Annotated in this window: 16 protein-coding genes, 1 other RNA gene and 1 other annotated feature; of the genes, 14 read left to right on the forward strand and 3 right to left on the reverse strand. The window is 38.2% G+C overall.

The features are described from left to right. Window positions 1-20: 20 nt before the first annotated feature. From MHH64_RS12775 to dtd, 7 genes are all read left to right on the forward strand, one after another. Complete coding sequence (locus MHH64_RS12775; RefSeq protein WP_095307157.1) at window positions 21-323, forward strand: post-transcriptional regulator; 303 nt, start codon at window positions 21-23, stop codon at window positions 321-323. 54 nt (window positions 324-377) lie between these two features. Beyond that, window positions 378-2,630 carry a protein translocase subunit SecDF gene (gene secDF, locus MHH64_RS12780; protein WP_340001866.1) on the forward strand — a complete coding sequence of 751 codons (2,253 nt, stop codon included), beginning with the start codon at window positions 378-380 and terminating at the stop codon, window positions 2,628-2,630. A gap of 122 nt (window positions 2,631-2,752) precedes the next feature. Beyond that, complete coding sequence (locus tag MHH64_RS12785) at window positions 2,753-3,070, forward strand: lipopolysaccharide assembly protein LapA domain-containing protein (protein ID WP_095307155.1); 318 nt, start codon at window positions 2,753-2,755, stop codon at window positions 3,068-3,070. A gap of 56 nt (window positions 3,071-3,126) precedes the next feature. Beyond that, window positions 3,127-5,442 (forward strand): single-stranded-DNA-specific exonuclease RecJ, encoded by a 2,316-nt coding sequence (recJ, locus tag MHH64_RS12790; RefSeq protein ID WP_340001867.1) that lies wholly within the window; start codon window positions 3,127-3,129, stop codon window positions 5,440-5,442. Next, window positions 5,432-5,944: an adenine phosphoribosyltransferase gene (locus tag MHH64_RS12795; protein WP_095307153.1), complete on the forward strand. Its 513-nt coding sequence runs from the start codon at window positions 5,432-5,434 to the stop codon at window positions 5,942-5,944. Before recJ ends, MHH64_RS12795 begins: the two co-directional genes overlap by 11 nt. Before the next feature lie 181 nt (window positions 5,945-6,125). Continuing rightward, complete coding sequence (locus MHH64_RS12800) at window positions 6,126-8,327, forward strand: bifunctional (p)ppGpp synthetase/guanosine-3',5'-bis(diphosphate) 3'-pyrophosphohydrolase (RefSeq protein WP_095307151.1); 2,202 nt, start codon at window positions 6,126-6,128, stop codon at window positions 8,325-8,327. A 37-nt stretch (window positions 8,328-8,364) separates the two neighbouring features. Further along, on the forward strand, window positions 8,365-8,811 hold the full coding sequence (gene dtd, locus MHH64_RS12805; RefSeq protein ID WP_303447342.1) for a D-aminoacyl-tRNA deacylase: 447 nt from the start codon (window positions 8,365-8,367) through the stop codon (window positions 8,809-8,811). A gap of 80 nt (window positions 8,812-8,891) precedes the next feature. On the opposite strand, the gene MHH64_RS12810 is transcribed toward dtd, so the two are convergent. Next, window positions 8,892-9,947, reverse strand: coding sequence for an N-acetylmuramoyl-L-alanine amidase (locus MHH64_RS12810; protein WP_340001868.1), 1,056 nt, complete (start codon window positions 9,945-9,947; stop codon window positions 8,892-8,894). 114 nt (window positions 9,948-10,061) lie between these two features. On the opposite strand from MHH64_RS12810, the gene MHH64_RS12815 reads away from it, so the two are divergent. The 4 genes from MHH64_RS12815 to ssrS all read left to right on the forward strand — a co-directional run bounded on the left by MHH64_RS12815 (window position 10,062) and on the right by ssrS (window position 14,014). Further along, window positions 10,062-10,235: a hypothetical protein gene (locus MHH64_RS12815; protein WP_158586224.1), complete on the forward strand. Its 174-nt coding sequence runs from the start codon at window positions 10,062-10,064 to the stop codon at window positions 10,233-10,235. Window positions 10,236-10,281: 46 nt separating this feature from the next. Further along, window positions 10,282-10,503, forward strand: a binding site (T-box leader). Between the two features lie 63 nt (window positions 10,504-10,566). Further along, window positions 10,567-11,850 carry a histidine--tRNA ligase gene (gene hisS, locus MHH64_RS12820; protein WP_118889094.1) on the forward strand — a complete coding sequence of 428 codons (1,284 nt, stop codon included), beginning with the start codon at window positions 10,567-10,569 and terminating at the stop codon, window positions 11,848-11,850. A gap of 1 nt (window position 11,851) precedes the next feature. Beyond that, the gene (gene aspS, locus MHH64_RS12825) at window positions 11,852-13,627 is read left to right on the forward strand and encodes an aspartate--tRNA ligase (protein WP_303447337.1); all 1,776 of its coding nucleotides are present in this window, start codon (window positions 11,852-11,854) and stop codon (window positions 13,625-13,627) included. A 192-nt stretch (window positions 13,628-13,819) separates the two neighbouring features. Further along, window positions 13,820-14,014, forward strand: a non-coding RNA gene (gene ssrS / locus MHH64_RS12830) — 6S RNA. A 60-nt stretch (window positions 14,015-14,074) separates the two neighbouring features. On the opposite strand, the gene MHH64_RS12835 is transcribed toward ssrS, so the two are convergent. Together MHH64_RS12835 and MHH64_RS12840 are read right to left on the reverse strand one after the other, a co-directional pair. Then, a complete protein-coding gene (locus MHH64_RS12835) occupies window positions 14,075-14,740 on the reverse strand; it encodes an RsfA family transcriptional regulator (RefSeq protein ID WP_340001869.1) in 666 nt (221 codons plus the stop codon). Window positions 14,741-15,054: 314 nt separating this feature from the next. Further along, window positions 15,055-16,332: a replication-associated recombination protein A gene (locus tag MHH64_RS12840; protein ID WP_095307144.1), complete on the reverse strand. Its 1,278-nt coding sequence runs from the start codon at window positions 16,330-16,332 to the stop codon at window positions 15,055-15,057. A 131-nt stretch (window positions 16,333-16,463) separates the two neighbouring features. On the opposite strand from MHH64_RS12840, the gene MHH64_RS12845 reads away from it, so the two are divergent. From MHH64_RS12845 to mnmA, 3 genes are all read left to right on the forward strand, one after another. Continuing rightward, window positions 16,464-16,883 carry an Rrf2 family transcriptional regulator gene (locus MHH64_RS12845; protein WP_095307143.1) on the forward strand — a complete coding sequence of 140 codons (420 nt, stop codon included), beginning with the start codon at window positions 16,464-16,466 and terminating at the stop codon, window positions 16,881-16,883. Window positions 16,884-17,025: 142 nt separating this feature from the next. Then, complete coding sequence (locus MHH64_RS12850) at window positions 17,026-18,168, forward strand: cysteine desulfurase family protein (RefSeq protein ID WP_340001871.1); 1,143 nt, start codon at window positions 17,026-17,028, stop codon at window positions 18,166-18,168. A gap of 110 nt (window positions 18,169-18,278) precedes the next feature. Further along, complete coding sequence (mnmA, locus tag MHH64_RS12855) at window positions 18,279-19,391, forward strand: tRNA 2-thiouridine(34) synthase MnmA (protein ID WP_095307141.1); 1,113 nt, start codon at window positions 18,279-18,281, stop codon at window positions 19,389-19,391. The last annotated feature ends 12 nt before the right edge of the window (window positions 19,392-19,403 follow it).

Below are 19,403 nucleotides of genomic sequence, written 5' to 3' on the forward strand. Positions count from 1 at the left end.
ATAGGAATTGGTGGGATAACATGGAAATTATACAGGGCGTTAACGAGTGGAAGCAGGTCGTTCAACCGGCTTTGGAAAGTAAAGCGGATGAACTGGAAATGATGGGTTATTCGCAGGCAACACCTGATGATGTTTGGAATTGTCTCGTACAAAAAGTATGGAAAGGCGAACCGGATAAACGAATTCATGAAGTTATACAGGATATTTTTCATATGGCATCCAACACGTATTTAAGCTATTTAACAATAAGCTCATACCAAAACGAAGATTTGATGGCTTCAATTGCCGCACTAACTGGAGCAGGAGAGACGATAAAAGAATAAAATTTACATATACATATCGTAATAGTTATTGGTATAAAAGGAGGCACCAAATTAATGAAAAAGAGAGGCAGAATTGTTGCCTTTTTTCTAGTAGTTATTGCTTTAGCAGTGACGATTGGAACAACGGTACCAGGAATTACAAAAAATATTAATCTTGGTTTGGATCTTCAAGGTGGATTTGAGGTCCTCTACGAAGTGGAACCTGTTGATAGCAGTCAGGAAGTAACGAGAGGCTTAATGGAAGGGACGGTTCAAACATTAAATGATCGCGTGAATCGTTTAGGAATAAGTGAAGCAGTTATCGATATTGAGGGTGATGATCGAATTCGTGTCCAGCTGGCAGGAATTGAAAACCAGTCAGAGGCAAGAGATATGCTGTCCACCTCTGCTCAACTGTCCTTTCGAGATGTGAACGATCAAGAGCTATTAGATGGTACGGATGTAAAAGAAGGCAGCGCAAAGCAGGATTTCGATCCAAATACAAATGCTCCAATTGTAACTTTAGAATTAAAAGATGCAGCAAAGTTTGGAGAAGTGACAACCCAAATCAGCCAAATGAATATCCCTGACAACAAGCTTGTCATATGGATGGATTTCCAAGAGGGGGATTCGTATGAAGAAGAAGCTTCTAAGAGTGAGCCAAAGTTTGTATCTGCACCAAATGTTAGTGAACCGTTACATACAACAAATGTAATGATCAGTGGTGATTTTACAGTTGAATCTGCGAAACAATTAGCGGATATTATTAATTCTGGTTCATTGCCAGTGCATATGACAGAAATATTCTCGACTTCAGTTGGTGCGCAATTTGGAGAGCAAGCGTTAAATCAAATGATTTTTGCTGGAGCTATAGGGATTGGTTTAATTGTATTGTTCATGTTAGTTTTCTATCGATTCTCAGGCTTCATTGCAACCATTAATTTAGCCTTCTATATTTATTTGGTTATATTAGTATTTCAGCTCTTAAATGGTGTCTTAACATTATCCGGAATTGCAGCCCTTATATTAGGGGTTGGTATGGCTGTTGATGCGAATGTTATTACATTTGAGCGTATTAAAGAGGAATTACGAATTGGAAAATCTGTTAAAGCAGCATTCAAAGCAGGAAATAAAAGTTCCTTTATGACCATCCTGGATGCAAACCTAACAACAATTATTGCTGCAGTCGTATTATTTATTTTTGGGACAAGCTCTGTTAAAGGGTTTGCAACGATGTTAATCATCAGTATTTTGATTAGCTTTTTAACGGCTGTCTTAGGAACAAGAATACTTCTTGGACTCTGGGTGCAAAGCGGATTCCTTACAAAACGAAAAACATGGTTTGGTGTGAAAAAGGATCAGATAAGGGATATTGCAGAAGAAGAAAAAGAACCTAGACTGTTCAATCGAAAAGTTAATTTCGTTCAACACCGTAATAAATTTTTCATTGGAACATCTGTGCTTGTTATCCTAGGTGCCATTTCTATCTTAATATTTCAGATTAATCCCGGAATTGATTTTACAAGTGGTTCCAGAGTTGAAGTTGTTTCGGAAAGCAGCTTGACTGCAGAAGAGGTAGAATCTGGATTTGAAGAGCTAGGACATGAGGTTAAATCAATCGTCCTGTCCGGTGAAAATAGTGAGCTTGCAGTAGCAAGATTTGATGGTGTTTTATCGGATACCGAGGTGGAAGAGGTTCGCGTTTATTTTAATGAACGATATGGACATGAGCCTAGTGTCAGTGTCGTTTCGCCAATTGTAGGGCAGGAACTCGTAAAGAATGCTATCTACGCAGTTGGAATTGCAGCGATCTTCATGATTATTTATGTCACATTCCGTTTTGAATTTTTCTTTGCAATAACGGCATTATTGACACTTCTGCATGATGTGTTTTTTATGCTGGCTATATTCAGTGTTGCACAAATTGAATTCGATATTACCATTGTTGCGGCAATCCTAACGATTGTGGGTTATTCCATTAACAATACGATCGTTATCTTCGATCGAATTCGAGAGAACATACGTAAGAAGAAACGTGTCAAATCGTTTAAGGAACTTACAACTATTGTGAATACAAGCATTATCCAATCCTTTACAAGAACAATGAATACATCAATTACTACAATTGTTGCCGTAATCGCATTCCTAATACTCGGAGCTTCTTCTATCACAAGCTTCGCATTTGCATTAACAATTGGGCTTGTTGCAGGAACTTATTCTTCCTTATTGTTAGCTTCCCAGTTATGGCTCGTATGGCGTGGTAAATCAGTAAAAGAAAAACCATTAGATTTCACGAAGAAAAAAGCGGCAGAAGGACCACAGGTATAATTAGACGGAGAATCCCTTGTCTTTAGAGTTAATAGACAAGGGATTTTTGCTTTAAGTTGATTGAAGTTTACCAAGAAAGGGTAATCTAACAAAATAGATAGACACAAGAAGGGAGAATAGTTATGACAAAAGGACAAACCTACGTTATTTTATCCATTATTTTCGTTATTATTGTAGCTGTTTTTGCTGTTACAAATGTGGATGCAGTCGAGGTGAACTATTTATTCTGGACGCAGGAATCCCCATTAATACTTGTTATTCTATTTTCGGTGTTAATGGGTGGGATTATAACAGCTTCTGTGGGCGCAATACGATTTTATCGTATACAAAGGGAACTCAAGCGATTAAAGGCCGAAAATACGAGATTGCTTGCTAAATCAGAAGAGAACGGTCAAACGGCTGAGCGCAAAAAAAGAAGTGATTTAACGAAAACAAAATAATTCTAATTGCTACCCCTGCCTGTCTCTAGTATAATAGATTAGTCAGGGGTGAAATCATGTTACAAAGTAAAGCAAATTGGAAATATACGTCACTACAAGAAGCAGCAGTAGATTGGGAAGACGATGCAGTTGCATTATCTCCAATTGTCAAACAACTATTGCAGCAAAGAGGAATAACGAGTATTGAAGAAGCAAGACAATTTTTATCACCTGATATTAAAAATTTACACAGTCCGCTTAAAATTGATTCAATTGAAAGAGCAGCAGGACGTGTACATAAAGCGATAGATAATGATGAAAAAATCTTAATTTATGGAGATTATGATGCGGACGGTGTCAGTTCAACTACAGTTTTAATAAAAGCTTTGGAAGAGCTTGAGGCGAATTGTGATTTCTATATACCAAACCGATTTACAGAAGGATACGGGCCGAACGAAGCAGCTTTTCGAGCAGCAGCAGAAAATGGATTCACATTAATTATTACAGTAGATACAGGCATTGCGTCCGTTTATGAGGCGCATGTGGCGAAGGAATTAGGAATTGATTTAATCATTACAGATCACCATGAGCCGCAAGAAGAATTACCGGATTGCTTTGCCATCATTCATCCAAAATGCTCAGAAGGTTATCCATTCCAAGAGCTTGCAGGTGTCGGTGTAGCATTTAAATTTGCCCAAAGTCTACTCGGCTATTTTCCGAAGCACTTGCTAGAGTTTGCTGCAATTGGAACAATAGCAGACCTCGTTCCACTCGTGGATGAAAATAGAGTACTCGCATTTTATGGATTGCATGCATTAACGATATCGCAAAACCCAGGAATTAAAGCCCTTAAACGGGTTTGTAAAGTTGAGGGCAATGTGACGGAAGAAGATGTCGGTTTCTTGATCGGCCCAAGAATAAATGCCGTTGGCCGACTGGAAAACGCTGATTTAGCTGTTCAATTGTTATTAACAGATGACGATGAAATTGCACAGGAAATGGCAGAAGAAATTAATGTGATAAATGACGAACGCAAAAAGATTGTAAATAACATTTTTCAAGAGGCACAGCAAATCGTGGAATCCTCTGCAACACACGATGTAATTATCGTTGCGAAAGAAGGATGGAATGAAGGCGTGCTTGGAATTGTTGCGTCCAAATTAGTTCGAAAATATGATCGCCCTGCAATTGTCTTAACAATTAAACCAGAATTGAATACTGTTAAAGGTTCAGCAAGAAGCATACCTGCTTTTGATTTTTTCAAAAATGGGATGCGGATTAGAGAGTTATTTACACATTTTGGAGGACATGCACAGGCTGCAGGAATGACATTCCCACTTGATAATCTACCACTTGTACAAGAAAAGTTAGATACGTTTATTCGAGAAGAGCTTACAGAATCAGATTTTAAACAGGTAATTGAAATTAGTGCACAGCTAAAAGTGGAAGAAATCGATGAAGAACTTGTCCAAGAAATCGATAGACTCGCACCATTTGGTATGAAGAACCCTAAACCAGTCTTTGAATTGAAGGAAGCACCGGCTGATGCCAGGAAGATTGGTAGTGCAAAGAACCATCTGAAGCTTCTATTCAAAAAAAATGACCAAACACTAGATAGTATAGGCTTTGGTATGGGGGAATTGTACGAGCATATTTCTCCAAGTGCAGTATTATCATTAGTTGGAGAGCTTGGAATCAACGAGTGGAATGGTCATCGTAAAGCACAGTTTCTTATTGAGGATATGAAGATTGATGAATGGCAGTTATTTGATTATAGGGGAAAGAAAAATCGCAACGTGCACTTAGATACAAATAACGCATTTGTAATTACCACGTCCAGTGAACCTGTTTATGCAGATGTTGAGCAAATTAACTATGATACATCAATTCATGCTTTGGAGGAAAAGCAAACACTGTATATTTATGACCTGCCGGCTAACCTTGCACAGCTAAAGGCTATTATAAAGCAAACAAAGCCGGTTAATATAGTTGCGTGTTATCATATTGAAGACAGTGCGTATCTATCAGCTTTTCCATCTAGGGAAGAGTTCGTTTGGTTCTACGCACTTGTTCGAAAACGAAAAGTGCTTGATTTAAAAACAGAGCTACAGACTATTATGAACCATAAAGGCTGGAGTAAGGATCGAATTATCTTTATTTCAAACGTGTTTTTTGAACTGGGATTTGTTAAAATAGAAAATGGAGTTATTGAGTTGGAGACAAATCCGGAGAAAAAGGATTTAAGTGACTCGAAGCTATATCAAGAACGGTTGAATAGAGCGGATATTGAGAAACAGCTTTATTATTCGAATTATGAAGAATTGAAAATGTGGATGGAAAGCTGTATGGATTACTTGAATATCCCCGAGGAGGAAGTAGTAAATGGATTATAAGCAACATATAAAAATTGTTGAAGATTGGCCAAAAGAAGGAATTAAATTTAAAGATATTACACCATTAATGGCGGATGGAAAAGCATATAAAGCAGCAGTAGATGAAATCGTAACATATGCGAAAGAAAAGCAGATCGATATTGTTGTTGGACCCGAAGCTAGAGGGTTTATTGTAGGGTGTCCAGTTTCCTATGCACTCGAAATAGGCTTTGCTCCTGTTCGAAAGGAAGGCAAGTTGCCGCGTGAAGTAATTAAAGTAGATTATGGTCTCGAATATGGTACGAATGTACTGACCATTCATAGAGATGCAATCAAACCAGGACAACGGGTTTTGATTACGGATGATCTGCTGGCAACTGGCGGAACAATTGAAGCTACGATAAAGTTAGTGGAAGAGCTCGGCGGTATCGTTGTCGGCTGTGCTTTCTTAGTTGAACTCGGCTACTTAAACGGTAAAGAAAAGCTAAAAGACTATGATGTATTAACATTAATGACATATTAAATTTTTTATAAGGTCTGACGTCTATTTCTCGTCAGACCTCTTATTATAGAGATTTTACAATGGACACATTATACGGAAAAGCATATAATTAAAAATATTTAAGGGTTTCGTATTCTATGTGCTACAATTGTTGAAGAATATCAATTATTAAATAATGCAGACGGCTAGTAAAGGTGATTTCATGGCAAAAGACGAAAATGTAACAATTAATGACATTATCAATATGGCAACAAAGTATCTAGCTACTGAGGATGTGGCGTTAATTAAACGCGCTTATGACTTTGCAAACGAGGCACACCATAATCAATTTCGAAAATCTGGCGAGCCATATATTATTCATCCAGTGCAAGTAGCAGGTATTCTTACTCAACTCGAAATGGATGCAGAAACAATCGCAGGCGGATTTTTGCATGATGTTGTGGAGGACACGGAAGTAACTCTTGCCGATTTAGAGCAAGCATTTAATGTTGAGGTAGCCATGCTTGTAGATGGTGTCACAAAACTCGGAAAAATTAAATACGAGTCGAAGGAAGTTCAACAAGCTGAAAATCATCGAAAAATGTTTGTGGCAATGGCGAAGGATATTCGCGTAATTTTGATTAAACTTGCAGATAGACTGCATAATATGCGGACATTGAAGCACCTTCCTCCAGAAAAGCAACGTCGAATTTCTAATGAAACCCTGGAGATTTTTGCGCCGTTAGCTCATCGACTGGGAATTTCAACTATTAAATGGGAATTGGAAGATACGGCTCTACGCTACTTAAATCCACAGCAATATTATCGTATTGTTCAATTAATGAAGCAAAAACGTGAAGAACGGGAATCATATATTAAAGAAGTAATTCAGGAATTAGCTGTCGAATTGAATGATGTCAATATTGAAGCAGAGATGTCTGGTCGCCCAAAACATCTATATAGTATTTATCAAAAAATGGTCAAGCAAAATAAACAATTCAATGAAATATATGATTTATTAGCCGTTCGGATTATAGTGGAAAGCATTAAAGATTGTTATGCAGTTCTGGGAATTATCCACACAAACTGGAAGCCAATGCCTGGAAGGTTTAAAGACTATATTGCAATGCCAAAGCAAAATTTATATCAATCACTTCACACGACTGTGATTGGGCCGAAGGGTGATCCACTCGAGGTGCAAATTCGCACAAAAGAAATGCATGAAATCGCAGAGTACGGAATTGCTGCTCATTGGGCATATAAAGAAGGAAAGCAAGTGAAGAGTGGGAAGAAATCATTTGAGGAAAAATTAACGTGGTTTAGAGAAATTCTTGATTGGCAAAATGACACCCATGATGCAGAAGAATTTATTGAATCTTTAAAGATCGATTTATTTTCCGATATGGTCTATGTCTTCACACCAAAAGGCGAGGTAATCGAACTTCCTTCCGGTTCCATTCCACTTGATTTTGCTTATAAAATCCATACTGAAATCGGAAATAAAACGATTGGTGCTAAAATCAATGGAAAAATGGAACCACTGGATTACAAGTTGGAAAATGGCGATATTGTGGAGGTTATGACATCAAAGCATTCTTATGGACCTTCTCAAGATTGGCTGAAGATGACGCAAACTTCGCAAGCGAAGAGTAAAATTAAACAATTTTTTAAGAAACAGCGTCGAGAAGAGAATGTAATTAAAGGAAAAGAAGCTGTTGAAAAAGAAATTCGGGCATTGAATATTGAACCGAAGGAAGTACTTGTTCCTGAGAATATGCAGCGCGTGTTTGATAAATTCAATTTTACTGGCGAGGAAGATATGTATGCAGCAGTCGGTTACCAAGGAATTACAGCTGCATTAATCGCTACCAGGCTGACAGAAAAAATCAGACAGACAAAGCAGAAGGTACAAGATTTAGAAACAACGCTCGAAGAAGTTAAAACGGAAACTAAAACACAGCGTTCGCATAAACGGGATTCTGGTGTAAAAGTTGAAGGTGTTGATAATCTTCTAGTTCGACTCGCGAAATGCTGCAACCCGGTTCCTGGTGACGATATTCTTGGGTATATTACGAAAGGTAGAGGTGTATCGGTACACCGTTCAGACTGTCCTAACGTACAAACACAGGAAGCAAAGGAACGCTATTTGCATGTAGAATGGGAAGAAGGCAACTCAGATCGTAAACAATACCATGTGGATATTCAAATTACAGGATATGATCGGAGAGGTCTGCTTAACGAAGTCCTTCAGGTTGTCAATGAGATGAAGACGAATATGACACATGTAAATGGTAAGTCTGATCGCAATCGAATTGTCGTTATACAAATTACAATACTCATTCATAATACAGGACATTTACGTAAGGTTGTTGAACGCATTAAGCAAATTAGAGATGTATATACAGTAACACGAACTGTTCAATAAATTGTGCTGATTGATTGGATTAAGGGAGTTTTTGATAATGAAGGCAGTAATACAACGAGCAAAAGATGCCAGTGTAACGGTAAAGGGTGAAGTTATAGGTGAAATAACCGATGGATTTGTCGTGTTACTTGGGGTGACACATGATGATACCATTGAAGATGTTCAGTATCTTGTAAATAAAATTGTTCATTTGCGTGTCTTTGAGGATGAGAATGAAAAAATGAATTTATCATTAAAAGACATTGGTGGAAGTATCTTGTCGATTTCCCAGTTCACGCTGTACGGTGATACACGAAAAGGAAGAAGGCCAAGCTTTATACAAGCTGCGAAACCAGATTTTGCAAATGAACTGTACATGTCTTTTAACGCATCGATTAAAGAGCAAGGAATTCCTGTGGAGACAGGTGAATTTGGTGCAATGATGGATGTACAATTAACAAATGTTGGACCTGTTACACTAATTATTGATAGCAAGGATAAATAGAAAAAATAAGGGAGGCAATCTAATCTGCCATCCCTTATTTTTTTATTAGGGAATTCATTAAACTGAATTTTTTAATGCTGTTATTCTGCAAGGTATTTAGCTAGACCCTGCATAATACCGTGTACAAGCTGTTGCTGATAAGTTTGTGTTTGTAGCTGTGCCTCTTTTTCAGGATTAGATATAAAACCAAGTTCTAGCAACACTGAGGGTTTAAGGTTTTGACGAATTACATATAAGTCACCCTCATGTATACCTCTGTCTCGTTCTCCACTTTCTTCAATTATGCCCTGTTGAACTTTTTCTGCTAGATTTTCACCCTGATCTGTGTAATAGAAGGTTTCGATACCAGAAACATTTGGGAATTCAGGGATGCTGTTATAATGGATACTTAAAAATGCATCCGTGTCGAGAATGTTGGAGTAGGTGATCCTGCTAGCTAGTGAAATGAATTCATCTTCCTTCCTAGTGAGAAGTACATTTGCCCCTAGTGCTAAAAGTTCTTTCTCGAGTTCATGTGCAGTTAAATAAGCGATATCTTTTTCATAAGATTCGGATGCGCCAATCGCACCCACATCACGTCCGCCATGACCAGCATCGATAACAATCGTTTTATTTTTCCATATATTACTGTTTGATTTAGTGTCTTTAGATTCGACAAGACTTTTCTTAACAAAGCCAATAATCTCATCATTTGCAACTTCATACCAATTATTTGTAGCCGAAATAACTTCTAATTTAGTATCTTTTTCAGCAAAATGTACAATGGCATAATCCGTAGAAGGCCCTTCACGAAGCTGTGTATTATCATGCTGGATAATGATGCTATCCATATCACTATGTACTTCGCCTTCCTCTGTTTCATTCGATTGAGGTTCGGAAAGCGTAACGAATTCCAATGCAACCCAGCCGGTTTCATCTTCTAAATTAATTTCTACCCAATCGTTTTCTTGGCCAGTGACGGTAAATGTTTGACCAGAATCAAGTTTTCCAATGCTTTCATAGTCTGTACCTGGTCCACTACGGACATTTAAATTTGAAACATTTATGGTAGCTTCAGCTGCACGAACGTTAAATGGTTCCGATAGCAAGAAAAATACCGCTATAAATAAAAATAATATAATTTTTCTTGAATGCACGACGTTCCTCCCTAACCTTAAGTAGTTTATTTCATTTACTAAGTATAATAAAAATCTCATTTAAAGGCAAAGCTAGAGGTAAAGTGATGTACAATTATAAGGAGGAGTTCGTCCGTGCGAATGAATGAAAAACAATGGAACATTGGAAATCAAAAGGATATTTTATCTCCAGATTTACATCGATTTACCGAATTAGAAGGAAGGGGAACCAATCTGGAAATAGCAAGTGAGTTAGGAATTGCAATCGAAGATGTCAAATTATTAAAGAAAAAGCTGAATCGTGCTTGACAATCATTTCGGTTCCGCTTAATATAATAGACATTCCAATATATATTAAATACCGTTGAAGGAAAAAGTAATTGAAGTACCACTGGTGTAGAGAGAAAATGTCAATGGCTGTGAGCATTTTCCCAGATGGCTTAATGAAAGACACTCCTGAGGTTTTATATCGAAATAGAGTAGGTATGAACGTTTTGCAGGCGTTAACTGTGAAGAGCGGGTGCTGTTATTTTAGCATCAACTAGGGTGGCAACGCGGGAAAAATCCCGTCCCTTATTTTATATAAGGGACGGGATTTTTCTAATTTATTACAATTAATAAGGAAACAGGGGGTTTTGAGATGAGTATGAAGGCACCAAGAGGAACGGTGGATATCTTACCAAAAGACGCAGCCAAATGGCAATATGCAGAAAATAAAATTAAAGATGTGTGTGGTCGATTCCATTTTAAAGAAATCCGCACCCCTTTATTTGAACATACGGAAGTATTTCAACGCGGAGTTGGAGATTCTACAGATATCGTTCAGAAAGAAATGTATACTTTTGAAGATCGTGGAGGAAGAAGTCTTACATTACGCCCAGAAGGCACTGCATCCGTATCACGGGCATTTGTTGAAAATAAATTGTTCGGGGATCCAAATCAGCCAGTTAAACTATACTATTTTGCTCAAATGTTTCGTTATGAGCGTCCTCAAAAAGGGCGTATGCGTCAATTGAATCAATTTGGTGTAGAGGTACTTGGTAGTGCTGATCCAGCAGTTGATGCAGAAGTAATCGACCTTGCGATGACAGTATATAAAGAGCTCGGATTAACATCATTAAAATTAGTGATTAATTCACTTGGAGATAAAGAAAGTAGAGATAACCACAGACAAGCGCTTGTCAATCACTTTGAACCATATAAAGAAGAGCTTTGTTCGGATTGTCAAAAACGATTATCGCAAAATCCACTTCGTGTGCTCGATTGTAAAAAAGATCGTGATCACCCAACAATGAAAACAGCTCCTTCAATTCTTGACTATCTAAATGAGGCATCGAAAACCTATTTTGAGCAAGTTCAAGAATATTTAACGATAATGAATATCGATTTTGTAGTTGATCCAAATCTTGTTCGTGGACTTGACTATTATAACCATACTGCATTTGAAATTATGAGTGAAGCAGAGGGTTTTGGTGCTATTACAACGCTTGCAGGTGGTGGGCGATACAATGGTTTAATCGAGGATCTTGGAGGACCAGAAACCCCTGGAATAGGGTTTGGTATGGGATTTGAACGTCTGCTTATGGCACTTGAGGCAGAAAACATTGAAATTCCAATTGATGAGAGTCTTGACTGCTTTGTTGTTGCAACCGGATCAGGTGAAGTTGAAAAAGAAGCAACACGACTCGTACATGAACTAAGAACGAACGGAATCCAAGTGGATAAAGATTATCAAGGTCGAAAAATGAAAGCACAATTCAAAGCTGCTGACCGTTTCCAATCGAAATATGTTTTAGTACTTGGAGATGAAGAACTTGAAAAGAAAACCATTAATTTGAAAGAAATGGAAACCGGACAACAATTAGAAGTGCCAGTAGAGAATCTAATTGAAGAATTGCGAAAAAGGCTTTTAGGAGGAAAATAGAATGAATGAAAGAATTTATACAGAAAAATTAACAGAAGCAATGATAGACCAGGAAGTACTCCTAAAAGGATGGACACAGAAAAGACGTGATTTAGGTGGTTTAATTTTTATTGATTTACGTGATAAATCAGGACTAGTTCAAGTTGTCTTTAATCCAGATAACTCACAGGAAGCATTAGAAATTGCGGAGCGGATTCGTTCGGAGTATGTTGTAGAAGTACGAGGAACAGTTGTTAAACGTGATGAATCAACAATAAATCCGAATATGAAGACCGGAAACATTGAGGTTGTTGCTTCATCCGTGACAATTTTGAATAAAGCGAAAACACCACCATTTGCAATCCAAGATGAGACTGATGTTTCCGAGGATGTAAGGTTAAAATACCGTTACTTAGATCTTAGAAGAAATGAATTACAGGAAACGTTCAAGCTGCGTCACAAAACAACCCAAATCATTCGGAACTTCTTGAATGACCATGAATTTTTAGAAATGGAAACACCAATATTGACAAAGAGCACTCCAGAAGGAGCGAGGGATTATCTCGTACCTAGTCGCGTGCATTCAGGTGAATTTTATGCATTACCACAATCACCACAGTTATTTAAACAGCTCATTATGGTAAGTGGATTTGAAAAGTATTATCAAATTGCTAGATGCTTCCGAGATGAGGACTTACGGGCAGATCGCCAGCCTGAATTTACACAAATTGATATTGAAACCTCCTTCCTGACGAGTGACGAAATCATGGAAATGACGGAAAGCATGATGCAGAAGGTTGTTAAGGAAGTAAAAGGCATTGATATTGAACTTCCTTTGCCTCGATTGCCATATGATGAGGCGATGGAGCGTTTTGGTTCTGATAAGCCGGATACAAGATTTGGACTTGAATTAGTCCAAGTATCGGATGTTTTAGCGGACTCAACGTTCAAAGTGTTCCAAGGGGCAATTGAATCAGGTGGGAAGGTTGCACTCTTAAATGTAAAAGGTAAGGCTGCTACCTTCTCTCGTAAAGATATTGACAAATTAACGGACTTTGTAAAGGTGTATGGTGCCAAAGGACTTGCTTGGGTGAAGGTAGAAGGAGACGAATTAAAAGGACCTATTGCTAAATTCATCACGGAGAATGAAAAATCAAGTCTTTTGGAAAAAGCGGAAGCAACAGATGGAGATTTGCTTTTATTTGTAGCAGATAAAACCTCTGTCGTATATGACAGCCTTGGAGCACTACGCCTGAAGCTAGCTAAACAGCTTGAGCTTATCGATGAATCAAAATTCAACTTTCTCTGGGTAACAGATTGGCCGTTACTTGAGTATGATGAGGAATTAGGCAGATATTTTGCGGCACATCATCCATTTACATCGCCAGTTGAGGAAGACCTAGGTAAATTAGAAACAGACCCAGCTAATGTTAAAGCAAATGCGTATGATCTTGTGTTGAACGGTTATGAGCTAGGCGGAGGATCGATTCGTATCTATCAGAAAGAACAGCAAGACCATATGTTTAACGTGTTAGGTTTTACAGAAGAAGAAGCTCAAGAACAATTTGGGTTCCTGCTTGAAGCTTTAGAGTATGGAGCACCACCACATGGTGGCATAGCGCTTGGTCTTGATCGGATTATCATGCTGCTTGCTGGTAGATCGAACCTGCGGGATACAATTCTTTTCCCGAAAACTGCCTCTGCATCTGATTTAATGACAAATGCACCAAGTGAAGTTAGTCATGCACAGCTAGATGAACTTGCTATCAAGCTTTCAGAGAAAAGTGCAACTAAATAATTTACAAGCACTTTTACAATGAGTACGGATATTACGGAAAGCAATTAAGCAATCCTTCCTAGATTGACCATGGCTAACAAGTCATTTTCAAACTAGGAAGGAAGAAATGATGAGTTCAAATTTAATAGTTGTAAATATTGAAAAAAATCATCTGGTATGTTAAGATAAATTTACAAATCAGCAAATTTCATTTCAATCCTGATGTGTTCGTCTATTATAAGTATTTTGACCGAACAATTGTATACTTGGGAGCTCGTTCTTGTTTTTGTAGTGAATGCATGCCTTTATGATTATTCATTCCTGGAAGCATGATATCTATAAAACTGGGCACCCACCTGTCTGAAGCGGGATCAAAGCTCAAGATAGAACGGCACAATCGGGATTGACCGAATACATAAACGAGAAAGGAAAAAGGACCAAAGGGTCCTTTTTCCTTTCTCGTTTATATTAATTTGATCCATGAGCTAATTGTTCTAAGTTACCATTCTTATCCATTCGGAAGGTGGGAGCTGTACGACTTTCTTTATCATCGAGTACAGTCATTTTTCGGGCTCTGTCCATAATTTGAATGAAAGTCTGGTAATCTTCTTGAATTGAGACCAGTTGATCCTCTGTAGATGAAAGCTGTTTTTCTAGTTCTTGAACTTTCGATTTTAACAGGTTATTTTCTTTTTCAAGTGCCTCTGATACTGCTTTTGATTGAGAGGAAGCATTCGATTCCTTTTTTAATTCTCTTAAGTACTGAATCACCATATCAATGTTTAAGCTTGGTGCTTCTGCTGCAACAATAGAATGCGTATTAAGATTAGTTTCTACCACTTCTGTTACTGGAGACAATGAAATGGCAGGTACTCTTGTTTTCTTTGTCGAAGTATTTAATGCTCTTTTCTTTTCTTTTCGTTGTCTTTTTGCAAGATCGATAGCACTCTCATATTTTGACCTTACTTCGGCGTTCCAGCGGAAACCGCAAGCTGCAGATGTGCGATTTAAATGGTCTCCAACCTCATCAAATGCATTTAATTGTGTACTGCCCTCTCTAATATGGCGCAGCACTGTTTCTGCAAGTAGTAAATCATCTTCATGTGACCAAGCGTCTTGTCTAACTTTAACCAATATATTCAACTCCTTTTTCATAGTAGCACAACAATAGATTGCATGTTTTAAGTCTATTATTACCGCATAAAAAAGGAATTATACATATTGGGAAAATCTCTTATAGAGGTCGTTCAAAAAGTCCGGTGAAAATGACGCTTCGAGAACAGAGGATCTTCGACTAACTCCCGAGACGTCCTTTGTCGAACGTTGAAGTTACCACATTTTGCGGAAGGTCGTTGGCTTTCTTTACCTGTGTCAGATTGTCTGCTCAAAGCTACACCGGTCGAACTGCAGCTTACTTTTCATCCTTCTTTTGAATACGCACTTATAGGTTATTTCTTACTCTCACTCTGAATTTTATCATGAACCTGCTTTAATGCTTGTTCGAATTTACCACTACTTTTTGGTTGGTAGTAGTTTTTATTTTTGATAGAGTCAGGTAAATACTGCTGCTGAACCCAAGCCCCATCGTAATTATGTGGATATTTATAATCAATCCCTCGACCAAGCTTTGCTGCGCCAGTATAATGTGCATCTTTTAAGTGTGCTGGGATATCACCGCTTTTTCCACTTCGAATATCGGATAAAGCTGCGTCAAGCGCTTTATATGCCGTATTTGATTTGGGGGAAAGGGCAAGTTCAACAATCGCTACAGCTAATGGGATTCTAGCTTCAGGGAACCCAAGTCTTTCTGCAGCTTGAACTGCTGCAACAGCACGTGGACCAGCCTGTGGATTTGCAAGACCAATATCTTCATAGGCAATGACAATCATTCGACGGGCGATACTATCAAGGTCACCTGCTTCAATTAATCTGCCTAAATAGTGCAGCGCAGCATTCACATCGCTTCCACGAATTGATTTTTGGAAAGCAGAAAGCACGTCATAGTGTGCGTCGCCATTTTTATCATGTGAAAAACTTTTCTTTTGCATACATTCCTCAGCTGTGTCCAAATCAATTATAATTTTGTTATCCTTATTTTCAGGCGTGGATGCGACCGCAAGCTCCAGTCCGTTTAAAGCAGATCTTAAATCGCCATTAGCTGAATTCGCAATATGGTCAATTGCCGGATCTGTAATAACAATATCTTTATTTCCATAACCATTTTCACTATTTTCCAAAGCACGGTGAATCGCAGTTTTTACATTTTCTGAAGTTAAACCATGCAATTCAAATAAATGACATCGACTACGAATTGCTGGATTAATTGAATGATAGGGATTGCTTGTCGTACAGCCGATTAATGTTACTAAATTGCTTTCTAAATGAGGCAGCAGGAAATCTTGCTTTGCTTTATCTAAGCGATGTACTTCATCAAGTATTAAGACGACCTGTCCCATCATCTTTGCTTCTTCGACTACTATTTCCATATCTTTTTTCTTGTCAGCAACTGCGTTAAGCATTTTAACTGGAAGACCGACACTTTTAGCAAGTGCATATGCCATGGAAGTTTTCCCCGTTCCAGGTGGTCCAAAAAGAATCATCGATGCTAATTGGTTTGCTTGTACCATTCGATTTATGATTTTTCCTTCGCCGACAAGGTGTTCCTGTCCAATAATATCTGTAACTAATTCAGGTCTCATTCGAAATGCGAGAGGTTTTTGTTTCATTTATATCCCCCTTTATATATAATTAATTAATTGTATTAGGATTGCTAAAATGCAAGACCTACTCCATTCATGCTATAATAACAAATATTATAAACGAATGGGCGTTTGAAAGAAACAGAGGTGCATAATAGATGAAAATTTCAACTAAGGGTAGATATGGTTTAACCATTATGATAGCTTTAACAAAAAAGCACGGGGATGGTCCTTTATCGTTAAAGGCAATTGCCCAAGAAAATAACTTATCGGAGCATTATTTAGAACAACTTGCTTCACCGCTACGAAATGCCGGATTGATTAAAAGTATCCGTGGTGCATATGGTGGATATATTTTATCGAAGGAACCGAAGGAAATTACGGCAGGGGATGTTATCCGTGTTCTGGAAGGTCCCCTTACAATTGTGGAAGGAATTGAAGATGAGCAACCTGCACAGCAAGCGTTGTGGTTACAAATTCGTGATGCGGTAAAGAACGTTTTAGATAATACCACTTTAGAAAATTTAGCAAATCATGATGATGATGAAGTGCAGGATTCTTACATGTTTTATATTTAAGGACAAAAGCGGAAGCGCCGGGGTAACGATATATGGACTCCCCGTACTTAGGGGTAGTCTGGCTTGTCGATCATTCTTGCGGAAGTGAGGTCAGTCTCGCTTGTCGTTGGGCGCTAAGCTGGAAGCAGAAAGGAAATGTATTATGGAACCAATTTATTTGGATCATGCTGCAACAACGCCAATGGATGAGGAAGTTATTCAAGCAATGCTTCCAGTATATAAAGAAAGTTTCGGTAACCCATCAAGTGTGCATTCTTTTGGAAGAAAAGGACGTCAGATACTTGATGAGGCTAGGCGTGTTATGGCGTTAAGCATTAACGCGAATGAAAAAGAAATTACCTTTACAAGTGGAGGGACCGAAGCAGATAACCTCGCGCTTTTAGGAACGGCGTTAGCAAATCGGCAAAAAGGAAACCACATTATAACAACGGTACAAGAGCATCATGCAGTACTTCATACAGCTGAAGAGCTTGAGACCCTTGGTTTTGATGTTACGTATCTTCCGGTGTATGAAAATGGAAAAATACGGATTGAGGATGTACAAGCTGCATTAACAGAACAAACGATTCTTGTGTCAATAATGTTTGTCAATAATGAGACGGGAATTATTCAGCCGATTAAGGAAATAGGAGAACTTCTGCATAACCATCAAGCATATTTCCATACAGATGCCGTACAAGCATATGGTTTAATTGATATAGATGTGAAGGAATTGGGAATTGATATGCTTACGGTTTCTTCGCATAAAATAAATGGGCCAAAAGGTATCGGTTTCTTGTATGCAAATGAAAAAGTCATGTTAAAATCACTGCAACATGGTGGGGAACAGGAACGTAAACGTCGCCCAGGGACGGAAAATGTTGCTGGTGCTTTCGGTTTTCAAAAAGCTGTTGAGCTAGCAATGGAAAATAAATTGAGCAGGAAAGAACAGTATCAGGCATATAAAGAGCTATTTATTCGAATGTTAGAAGAAAATGGAGTACAATTTGAAGTGAATGGAGATATGCAAGCGGCTATAGCTTCGATTATTAACATTAGCTTTCCAGGAACAAATGTTGAAGCACTTTTAGCGAATTTCGACTTAGATGGAATTGCGGCTTCTAGTGGCAGCGCATGTACGGCAGGAAGCGTTGAACCGTCACATGTATTGACCGCTATGTTTGGAAAGGATAACCCATGCACAACGAATTCGGTTCGATTCAGTTTCGGCATTTTTAATACAGAGGAAAATGTGAAAGAAGCAGCTAAACGTGTTTCTCGAATCGTCAAACGATTAACAGCATAAAGTTAAATTTTGACATGGGGATCTTTACAACCTCATTGAATGTTAGTTGAACGGATTAAATCCGTAACCTCAAGTACTTGGAACAACCTCTATAAAGGATAGTGAAGAAAATGAAAAATAATAAAGATACACGTGTCGTAATTGGCATGAGTGGAGGTGTTGATTCATCTGTAGCTGCATTGCTTTTGAAAGAACAAGGCTACGATGTTGTTGGCATCTTTATGAAAAACTGGGATGACACAGATGAATTCGGTGTTTGTACGGCTACGGAGGATTTTGATGATGTCGTCCGCGTCTGTAATCAGCTGGATATTCCGTATTACTCTGTAAACTTTGAAAAGCAATATTGGGACAAAGTGTTCACATATTTTCTTGATGAATATAAAGCTGGACGTACACCAAATCCAGATGTTATGTGTAATAAAGAAATCAAATTCAAAGCGTTTCTCGATCATGCTTTGGCACTTGGTGCAGACTATTTAGCTACTGGTCATTATGCACAAGTACGTGAAATAGATGGACGTGTCGAAATGCTCCGTGGAGTAGATGACAATAAAGATCAAACATATTTCTTAAATCAATTATCATCCGATGTTTTAGAAAAAGTGATGTTCCCACTCGGCCATTTACCAAAATCCGAAGTAAGGAAGATCGCAAAGGAAAACGGTCTTGTTACGGCTGATAAAAAAGATTCTACTGGTATCTGTTTTATAGGTGAGCGGAATTTCAAAGAATTTCTTAGCGAATATTTACCGGCACAGCCTGGTGAGATGCAAACATTGGATGGCATGGTAAAAGGTCGTCACGATGGTTTAATGTACTATACAATTGGACAGCGTCAAGGTTTGGGGATCGGCGGTTCAGGGGATCCATGGTTTGTTGTGGGGAAAAATTTGAAAGAAAACATTTTGTATGTTGAACAGGGCTTCAGTCACGAAACACTTTACTCAGATGCTTTAGTTGCAACAGATGTTAACTGGATAAACCCGGATGTCATTACTGAAACGTTTACATGTACAGCAAAATTCCGTTATCGTCAAAAAGATAGTAATGTAACAGTTACTGTTCAAGAAAACGGAAACGTTTATGTGGAATTTGCTGAAAGCGAACGTGCGATTACTCCGGGACAAGCAGTCGTATTTTATGATGGAGATATTTGTCTTGGTGGAGCTACAATCGATCAAATTATAAAAAATAATCGCGCATTGGATTATGTTGGTTAAGTAAGGAGTTTT

The sequence above is a fragment of the Oceanobacillus sp. FSL K6-0127 genome (assembly GCF_037983385.1).
In the GTDB taxonomy this organism is placed as follows: Bacteria; Bacillota; Bacilli; order Bacillales; family Amphibacillaceae; genus Oceanobacillus; species Oceanobacillus profundus.